Origin of the sequence: Kocuria rhizosphaericola (genome assembly GCF_044462205.1) — a bacterium.
GTDB classification, from domain to species: domain Bacteria; phylum Actinomycetota; class Actinomycetes; order Actinomycetales; family Micrococcaceae; genus Kocuria; species Kocuria rhizosphaericola.
In genome coordinates this window covers 64,929-71,841 of record NZ_JBISWK010000163.1, presented here as the reverse complement: position 1 = coordinate 71,841, position 6,913 = coordinate 64,929, and the positions used below count along the sequence as shown (strand labels likewise).

9 protein-coding genes are annotated in these 6,913 nt (G+C 69.7%); 5 read left to right on the top strand and 4 right to left on the bottom strand.

What is annotated here, in order from left to right:
- Nucleotides 1-407 precede the first annotated feature (407 nt).
- The gene (locus ACH9D2_RS16935; protein WP_396362547.1) at nt 408-1,352 is read left to right on the top strand and encodes a metallophosphoesterase; all 945 of its coding nucleotides are present in this window, start codon (nt 408-410) and stop codon (nt 1,350-1,352) included.
- Nucleotides 1,353-1,383: 31 nt separating this feature from the next.
- Here ACH9D2_RS16935 and ACH9D2_RS16930 read toward each other — a convergent pair whose 3' ends face one another.
- A complete protein-coding gene (locus ACH9D2_RS16930) occupies nt 1,384-1,893 on the bottom strand; it encodes a hypothetical protein (protein WP_396362548.1) in 510 nt (169 codons plus the stop codon).
- Between ACH9D2_RS16930 and ACH9D2_RS16925 the strand changes: the two genes are divergently transcribed.
- Nucleotides 1,892-2,056 carry a hypothetical protein gene (locus tag ACH9D2_RS16925; RefSeq protein ID WP_396362549.1) on the top strand — a complete coding sequence of 55 codons (165 nt, stop codon included), beginning with the start codon at nt 1,892-1,894 and terminating at the stop codon, nt 2,054-2,056. The two genes, ACH9D2_RS16930 and ACH9D2_RS16925, sit on opposite strands and share 2 nt — an antisense overlap.
- Here ACH9D2_RS16925 and ACH9D2_RS16920 read toward each other — a convergent pair.
- Entirely contained in the window at nt 2,040-2,447 is a 408-nt protein-coding gene (locus ACH9D2_RS16920; RefSeq protein WP_396362550.1) for a four-helix bundle copper-binding protein, read from the bottom strand. The two genes, ACH9D2_RS16925 and ACH9D2_RS16920, sit on opposite strands and share 17 nt — an antisense overlap.
- Nucleotides 2,448-2,702: 255 nt before the next feature.
- Here ACH9D2_RS16920 and ACH9D2_RS16915 point away from each other — a divergent pair, with 255 nt between their 5' ends.
- The 3 genes from ACH9D2_RS16915 to ACH9D2_RS16905 all read left to right on the top strand — a co-directional run bounded on the left by ACH9D2_RS16915 (nt 2,703) and on the right by ACH9D2_RS16905 (nt 5,060).
- Nucleotides 2,703-3,359: a hypothetical protein gene (locus ACH9D2_RS16915; protein ID WP_396363989.1), complete on the top strand. Its 657-nt coding sequence runs from the start codon at nt 2,703-2,705 to the stop codon at nt 3,357-3,359.
- 260 nt (nt 3,360-3,619) lie between these two features.
- Complete coding sequence (locus ACH9D2_RS16910) at nt 3,620-3,910, top strand: hypothetical protein (protein ID WP_396363988.1); 291 nt, start codon at nt 3,620-3,622, stop codon at nt 3,908-3,910.
- A gap of 649 nt (nt 3,911-4,559) precedes the next feature.
- Nucleotides 4,560-5,060, top strand: a complete 501-nt coding sequence (locus tag ACH9D2_RS16905) for a hypothetical protein (RefSeq protein ID WP_396363987.1) — start codon at nt 4,560-4,562, stop codon at nt 5,058-5,060.
- 149 nt (nt 5,061-5,209) lie between these two features.
- Here the strand turns inward: ACH9D2_RS16905 and ACH9D2_RS16900 are convergent, their stop codons facing one another.
- A complete protein-coding gene (locus ACH9D2_RS16900) occupies nt 5,210-5,707 on the bottom strand; it encodes a hypothetical protein (RefSeq protein ID WP_396363986.1) in 498 nt (165 codons plus the stop codon).
- A 242-nt stretch (nt 5,708-5,949) separates the two neighbouring features.
- Nucleotides 5,950-6,885, bottom strand: a complete 936-nt coding sequence (locus tag ACH9D2_RS16895; RefSeq protein WP_396363985.1) for an alpha/beta fold hydrolase — start codon at nt 6,883-6,885, stop codon at nt 5,950-5,952.
- Nucleotides 6,886-6,913: the final 28 nt, after the last annotated feature.

Here is a 6,913-nt window from a genome sequence, read left to right as displayed (position 1 = left end):
TGGAGACCCCGGACTGGTCCAGCTGGGTCAGCCGGGTCTCGTCCTGGCAGCCGGTCAGCAGCAGCGCCCCGGTCAGGCCGGCCACGGCAAGGGTCTGGGTGCGGTGGGTCATCGGCGTGCTCCTCGGTGCTCCGGTGGCGGTGGCGGTGGCGTGTCATCGAACTGTGTCCTGCCACACTAGCCGCCGATGCTGTCCCGCACGTGGGGGGCCGGTCCGGTGGGAGCACCTCTCGCCGCACGTCATGCCGCGGCCGGTTCGTCCGTCCCCCCGAAGAAGGAGCACAGGAACCGCTGGTGGCACGGTGGGGACCGTTAGGGTGGAGGCCCAGGAGGGACGGAACCGGCAGCCCCGCTCACCGGCCGCCGAGCCGTCCTGTGCCGCCCTGGTGACCCACGAGAGGACTCCGATGGCCCACCCAGCTGCCCGGGACGACGAGGCGGTTCCCGGCCGCCGGGGACACCGGCACCGGCGTCTTCGCCGCGTCCTCACGGGCCTGGTGGCGGTCGTGGTCGCCCTGGGCCTGCTCGTGGTCGGCTACGGAGTGGCGATCGAGCCGCGGCTGATCCTCGACCAGGAACGCATCCAGGCCCGCATCCCGGGGCTGGGCCCGGAGTGGGCCGGGGCCCAGGTGATGGTGTTCTCCGACCTGCAGGTCGGGATGTGGTGGGACAACACCGGAATGATCGAGCGCGTGGTGGAGACCACCGTGGCCGCGCAACCGGCGGCGGTGCTGCTGCCCGGGGACTTCCTCTACCAGAGCGAGGCCAGCATCCAGGAACGGGTGGATGATGTGACCCGGTTGCTGGAGCCCCTGACCGCAGCCGGGATCCCGGTGTACGCGACCATGGGCAACCACGACTACGCCGTCGGGGCCGTCGAGGAGCTCACCACGGCCTTCGAGGACCGGGGCATCGAGGTGCTGGCCAACGAGGCGGTCGTCGTGCCGGCTCCCGGGGGCGGACCCGGGCCGGGGTTGTTCCTGGTCGGGGTGGGGCCGTCCTCGGTCGGAGAAGCCGCGCCTCAGGAGGCCTTCGACGACGTGCCCGAGGCCGCCCCCCGGCTGGTGATGATGCACAATCCCACCACGTTCCCCGAACTGGCTCCCGGGACTGCTCCGCTGTCGGTGGCCGGGCACACCCACTGCGGGCAGATCGCCCTGCCCCTGCTGTCGCAGTGGTCCTATCTGGGGCTGACCGAGGAGGAGGAACTCGTGGTCGACGGCTTCGCCCCTCCCGGCTACGGTGCCGAGGGCAACGAGATGTATGTGACCTGCGGGATCGGGTTCAGCCTGCTGCCCGTGCGGATCAACGCCCCGCCCCAGCTGCTGACGGTCGAACTGCGCCGGGCCTGACCCGGCCCGGTCACCACCCGCGCCGGACTGCCTACCGGGCTTCGAGGGCGGCCTCGTCCAGGTAGGGCTGGCCGATGTGGCGGTCGTAGAACCCGGCCTCGTTGTCGACGTCGTCCTGGTCGACCCGTGCTTGGAAGTTCGCCTCCAGGGTGCCGGTGACCTCCACGACCGCGCCCTGTTCCGCGTCGGGGAAGGCGTACTGGGCGCTGACCAGCAGCGGATCCAGGTCCGGGTTCTCGGGGTCGGTGAGGACCAGGGCGGAGCGGGAGGGCACCAGGTCGGCGACCTCCCCGGTGAGGCTCACCTGCTGCCCGGCGTAGGAGGACACATCGGTGCGGAACTCCTCGTCGTAGGGCCCGGTGTAGGCGGCGGTGGGCTGCTCACCCGGGGTCTGTTCCGGCTGGGCCGGGCTGGACTCGGTCTCGGGGGCGGGTTCCGCGGTGTTGCTGGTGCCGCAGCCGGTGCTCACCGCGGCGGTGGTGGCCAGGGCCAGGGCGCCGGCCAGCTTCCGCACGCGATGACGGTGGTGGGTGGTGTTCATGGTGGTCCTTCTCATCGTCGAAGCGGTGCACTGGGTGCTGGCCGAGGGGCTGCCCCCCGCCCCGGGTGATCTGCTGCTGGGCCGGCGGGGACACGGACCGCATCATGGGCCGGTTCCCCGGGAGGCGGTGCTGGCCGCCTCCGTGATCAGCCCAGGGCGGTGATCAGGTCCATGCAGGCGACTTCGCACCGGCGGCAGGCCTCGGCGCAGATGCGGCAGTGCTCGTGCCGGTCCGCGTGGGTTCCGCACTCATCGGCGCAGGCCTTGGCCACCATCCAGCAGGCCCGCAGCGCGGCCAGGTTGATGTTGACGTCGTAGCCGGTGTGCCGGGAGAGCACGTTGCCGGTGGCCGCGCACAGATCCGCACAGTCCAGGTTGATGCGCACACACTGGGTCAGCTCTGCCACCGCGTCCTCGGACAGGCACGCGTCCGCGCAGGCCGTGCAGGTCTGGGCGCACTCGAAGCAGGCGGCGATACAAGCCGCCAGCTTCACCTCGTCCACCTCCCCGAGGTCCTTCGGGTAGCTGGTGAGCATCGATGGCACATGCATCATGGTCTCGCTCCTTCGTCCGGACACGGCGGTCATGGGCGCGGCACCCGGGTCCGAGCCGGTGCACCCGGTGCCCACTCACGGATTCGACCGTAGCCGGTTGCGCCGGGGTGGGGAACCGCTGTGGATCCGGTTCCGGAGACTGACAGGCACTGCCCAGCAATTTGACGTATGGCAGGTCGAGGTCGCGGACGACCGCGCCCCGAGATGCAGGACGATGCCTTGAAATGCTCGCTGACATGGGCAAGCATGGGGAAGATGAAGCTTACTGATTATCGACGTCCCGTCCTGACCGTCCTGGCCGTGTCTGCTCTGGCCCTGACCGGATGCGGTGAGGAGGACACCACGGCCGAGGTCGTGGGCCCTGTCGCCACCGCCACGGCCACCGGAACGAGTACGCCCGATGAGGGCATGTCCGCCACTTCCACAGCGACCTCTGCGGCCACCGACTCCGCTACGGCCACCGAGTCCGCATCACCCGATGCCGATCCGGTGGCCGGTGCCGCCGGTGCGGCCACCGCCATCGCCACCGCCGAAGGTGCGGTGGAGGACGGCCGGGCCGTGCAACTGGACCGTGAGGCCGAGGGTGAGAGCTGGATCGTGGGTGTGGCCTCCGGGCAGACCCGCCACGAGATCACCGTCTCGGCCGACGGTGAGGAAGTCCTCGAGCAGGGCGAGGAGATCGCCCTGACCGACGACAAGGTCGCCGAACTGGACCGGGCCACCGTCACCCTCACCGAGGCCGTGGAGACCGCCTTCGGCGAGGTCGACGGCACGCTGGCCCGCGCCGGGGACCTCGGAGAGATCAACGGCCTGCTGACCTGGGTCGTGCAGATCAACGAGACCGGCACCGGCGAGGTGCTCGACGTCGGGATCAACGCCGAGGACGGAACGGTCACCGGCGTCGGCAGCTGATCCCGGCAGGCCGACTGGCCCCCGACCACGACGCTGACCCGGCCCGGCAACGGTCCTGGTGCGTGCGGAAACCAAAAACCGCGACGACGTCGCGAAGCCATGGAACGAATCGACTGAAGGAGCACTTGATGCGGACCCGAGGACAGAAACTGGCAACGTGGCCGGTCGCCGCCGCCTTCGCCTCCGTACTGATGGTGGGATGCGCCGAAGAAACTCCGGTGCAGGAAGCCCAGGACGAAGGCACAGAGACCGCCGCAGCCATGCTGAACGAAACGGTGACCTTCGAGAACGAGGTCACCGAGGTCCACGGCCCCAACCTCTTCACGGTCGGTGATGAGGACACCCCCGTGGTGGGCTTCGATGCCGCCGCCGCCGGCCTCGAGGACGGGGACCGTGTGGAGGTCACCGGTACCGTGCGACAGATCGTGCTCACGGACACCGCGGCCTGGGGCGGCTTCGACTTCGACCAGGACGAGAACAACTACCTCGTCGAACGCGAGCTCGACCTCGGCGTGGTCGCCGAGAACGTCCAGGCCTTGCCCGAGGAGTGACCCGCCCGGGGCTGCCTCGAAACCGGCCCGGGATCGGCGAGGACCTGTTCCACGCCGATCACGCGGTGGAGCCCACTCCGGTAGGGCTCGACACATCGGCTTGGGCGGCCCCGTAGCCGGGCTGTGCTCCACAGAACGCTCACCCCGCGAGCCCGGACGTGGACTGAGGTCTGTGGGCTCCTTCGGCCACAACGATCTCGATTGTTGTGCGGCCGCCGGTGACATCGCCGTCTTCACCGTCACCCGGCTCCTCGACACCCGCCACGTCACCGATGCCCTGTCGTCAGTAACTGGCCTGCACAGGTCGCGTCGGCTCTATTGCCCACGACCTCTCACGGGAGGAACGGCCCGCATGCGGCACGCCCCGGTGGGATCGAAGCGACCGGGGAGATCCGCCCCAGTGCGATCAGTTGCCGGCAAGAACGGTGGCTTTCGCGGGCCCAGCCTCGCCTGGAGAGACATAACGATTCCCTCACGGTGCGGTCGGAAGACGCGCAGAAGGGTGGGATGTTCCTTGCATCAGGATGATCAGCTCCCTTAGGGTCGATGGGCATCAGGCCGGGGCGCTGATCGATCAGCACCTCGGTGAAAACGATCGCAACTCAGGAGGCACATCATGAGGACACGAGATCGACGCAGCACGCGGGCGATGGCCGCAGGAATCGTCGCCGTGGCCGGCCTCGGACTGGCCGGGTGCAACACCGAGGGCCCCGAGGAAGGCACCGATGTCGAGGACATCTCCGAGGGTGAGGTCCTGGAGTCCTCCCCGGCCCCGCAGGACGGTGAGGCCGAACTGAGCACGGGCTACGTCGGCCCCTACGACCAGGCCTTCTACGACGAGAGCGAGACCTACGCCGGCCAGGAGGTCACCGTCTCCGCGGAGGTGACCGAGACGCTGTCGACCGACACGTTCGTGATCGCCGGTGCCGCCGGGACCGCGGTGGATCCCCTGCTGATCGTCGAGGAGCAGGAGATCCCGCCCCTCGACGACGGGCAGGTGGTGGAGGTGACCGGCACCGTCGCCCAGGACTTCGACATCGCCGCCACCGAGGAGGAACTCGGGATCGACCTGGAGGACGAGCTCTACGCCGACTACGTGGGCGAGCCCTACATCATGGCCACCAGCGGGGAAATCCTCGAGCAGGAGTGAGAATCGGGGCGGCCGGGTCGCCCGGCCCCGGGCGGTCCCGCATGAGCGCTTGGAAGCGCAGAGCCGTCTCTGTCCATGTGCGGACAGGGGCGGCTCTGCGCTACGGGGTGTCGCACCATCAATTCGATCGGGGTTCTACTCCTCCGGCATCAGTTGGACGTCGGGGCCTCGACATAGGGCTGCTGGTCGTAGTCGGCGTCGAGCTCGTCCTCGAGGTCCTTCTGCTTCTCGTCCTCGATGGTGGGCGGGTCGAAAGCCTGCTGGACGGTGCCGGTGACCTCCACGACCTGGCCCTCCGCGATGTCGACCTGGTCCATGGCGTAGAGCACCAGCAGCGGGTCCACGGTGGATTCCGCGGTGCCGGCGAGCATGAAGGCGTCGTCGTCGATGACCTGGCCGACCTCTGCCGAGAGGGTGACTGCCCGGCGGACGTAGGTCTCCCGGTCGTCGTAGAAGCCCTGGTCGTAGTTGCCGATGAAGGTGTCTCCGGCCGTGGGGTTGTTCTCCGGGGCCGGTGAGGACTCCCGGACCTCGCCCTCGGTGACGTCCTCGACGTCGGTGCCGCAGCCGGCCAGGCTCAGGCCGGCGACGGCGACCAGGGCTGCGGCGGCGGTGCGGGCGGTGGGGCGTCGATCACGGGTCGTCATCCGGTGCCTCCTGGAGAAGTTGCTGTGGCGGGCCCGGTGCGCCGCGAACCTGCGGTGGACCGGCTGACCGCAAGCACCCTGAGTGGTCTGTTTCACCAGTTGAAACGCCAGCGGACCGGACCCGGCCGGGAACGTGACCGGGCCGTGATGGTCTCAGGTGTGACGACGCCGGACGTGCCGAGGAAACACTCAGGCGCGGCGGAGGCTGACCCCACTGGCGGCCTGCCCGCCTGTCTGGCGCCTCATCCGCCGCCTGGGTCTTCCGCGCGGAGGACGTGGGCGACCCAGCCTGCCACCTGCTCGGCGACAAGCTCGGGTCGAGTCAAGGGCAGCATGTGGCCCTCCTCGGGAAGGCTGAGAAGTTTTCCGTCGGGCAGCGCCCCCATCAGCTTGCGCAGTTCTTCCTCGGACACTTCGGGGTCCGCACTGCCGTGGATGACCAGGGTGGGCACCGTCAGGGCCGGGGCCATCCGACTGCCGTCATGGCTGATGCTGGCCATCGTGGTGCGGGCCAGCGCACGGGGCCGGCTGTTGAGGAAGTCCTCCCGCACCCTGGCGACGAGTTCGCGCGGGGCATCGGAGGTGAAGGCGAATTGGCGGATGAGCCGGTCGGAGAGGACCTCCAGAGAACGGATCCGCTTGCCGACCAGCACGACGGTGCGCAGCACCTTCATCCAACCCAGGCGCAGGCCGGCCTGCACCGGTGCCGGCAACCCGCGCGCCGGAAAGCCGGGGAAGGTGACGGTGGACCCGCCGGAGCCGGCGAACACGGCCCCGGCCACACGGTCGTTGCCGCAGTGGTGGGCGCGGGCGACGACGATGCCCCCGCCCAAGCTGTTGCCCACCACCACGGCGGCCGAACCGTCGGGGACCACAGCACGCAGCACCGCGTCGAGGTCCTTCGCATGGGCTTCCATGGAGTAGTCGCCGCTGCGGGCGTCACCACTCTGGGCGTGCCCGCGCAGGTCGTAGGCCACCACGCGATGCTCCGCGGCGAGCAGGTCCGGGACCTTCCCCCACGAGTCACTGGAGAGCCCGAGGCCGTGCACCAGCACGACGATCGGGGCGTCGGCGGGCCCCCAGGTGTTCAACGCCAGCCGGGTCCCGTCGAAGGATGTCACGTCGGTCATCGCTGCACTGCTCCTCGGATCGTTGCGGGCTGCCTCGCCCGTCGCCATGCCCCACCCTAGAGGCGCCGACTCACCT

Coding starts and splice junctions, on each gene's coding strand:
- ACH9D2_RS16895 (WP_396363985.1), bottom strand. CDS start 6,885: ATGGCGACGGGCGAGGCAGCCCGCAACGATCCGAGGAGCAGTGCAGCG.
- ACH9D2_RS16930 (WP_396362548.1), bottom strand. CDS start 1,893: ATGAACACCACCCACCACCGTCATCGCGTGCGGAAGCTGGCCGGCGCC.
- ACH9D2_RS16915 (WP_396363989.1), top strand. CDS start 2,703: ATGAAGCTTACTGATTATCGACGTCCCGTCCTGACCGTCCTGGCCGTG.
- ACH9D2_RS16935 (WP_396362547.1), top strand. CDS start 408: ATGGCCCACCCAGCTGCCCGGGACGACGAGGCGGTTCCCGGCCGCCGG.
- ACH9D2_RS16925 (WP_396362549.1), top strand. CDS start 1,892: ATGGTGGTCCTTCTCATCGTCGAAGCGGTGCACTGGGTGCTGGCCGAG.
- ACH9D2_RS16905 (WP_396363987.1), top strand. CDS start 4,560: ATGGCCGCAGGAATCGTCGCCGTGGCCGGCCTCGGACTGGCCGGGTGC.
- ACH9D2_RS16920 (WP_396362550.1), bottom strand. CDS start 2,447: ATGATGCATGTGCCATCGATGCTCACCAGCTACCCGAAGGACCTCGGG.
- ACH9D2_RS16900 (WP_396363986.1), bottom strand. CDS start 5,707: ATGACGACCCGTGATCGACGCCCCACCGCCCGCACCGCCGCCGCAGCC.
- ACH9D2_RS16910 (WP_396363988.1), top strand. CDS start 3,620: ATGCTGAACGAAACGGTGACCTTCGAGAACGAGGTCACCGAGGTCCAC.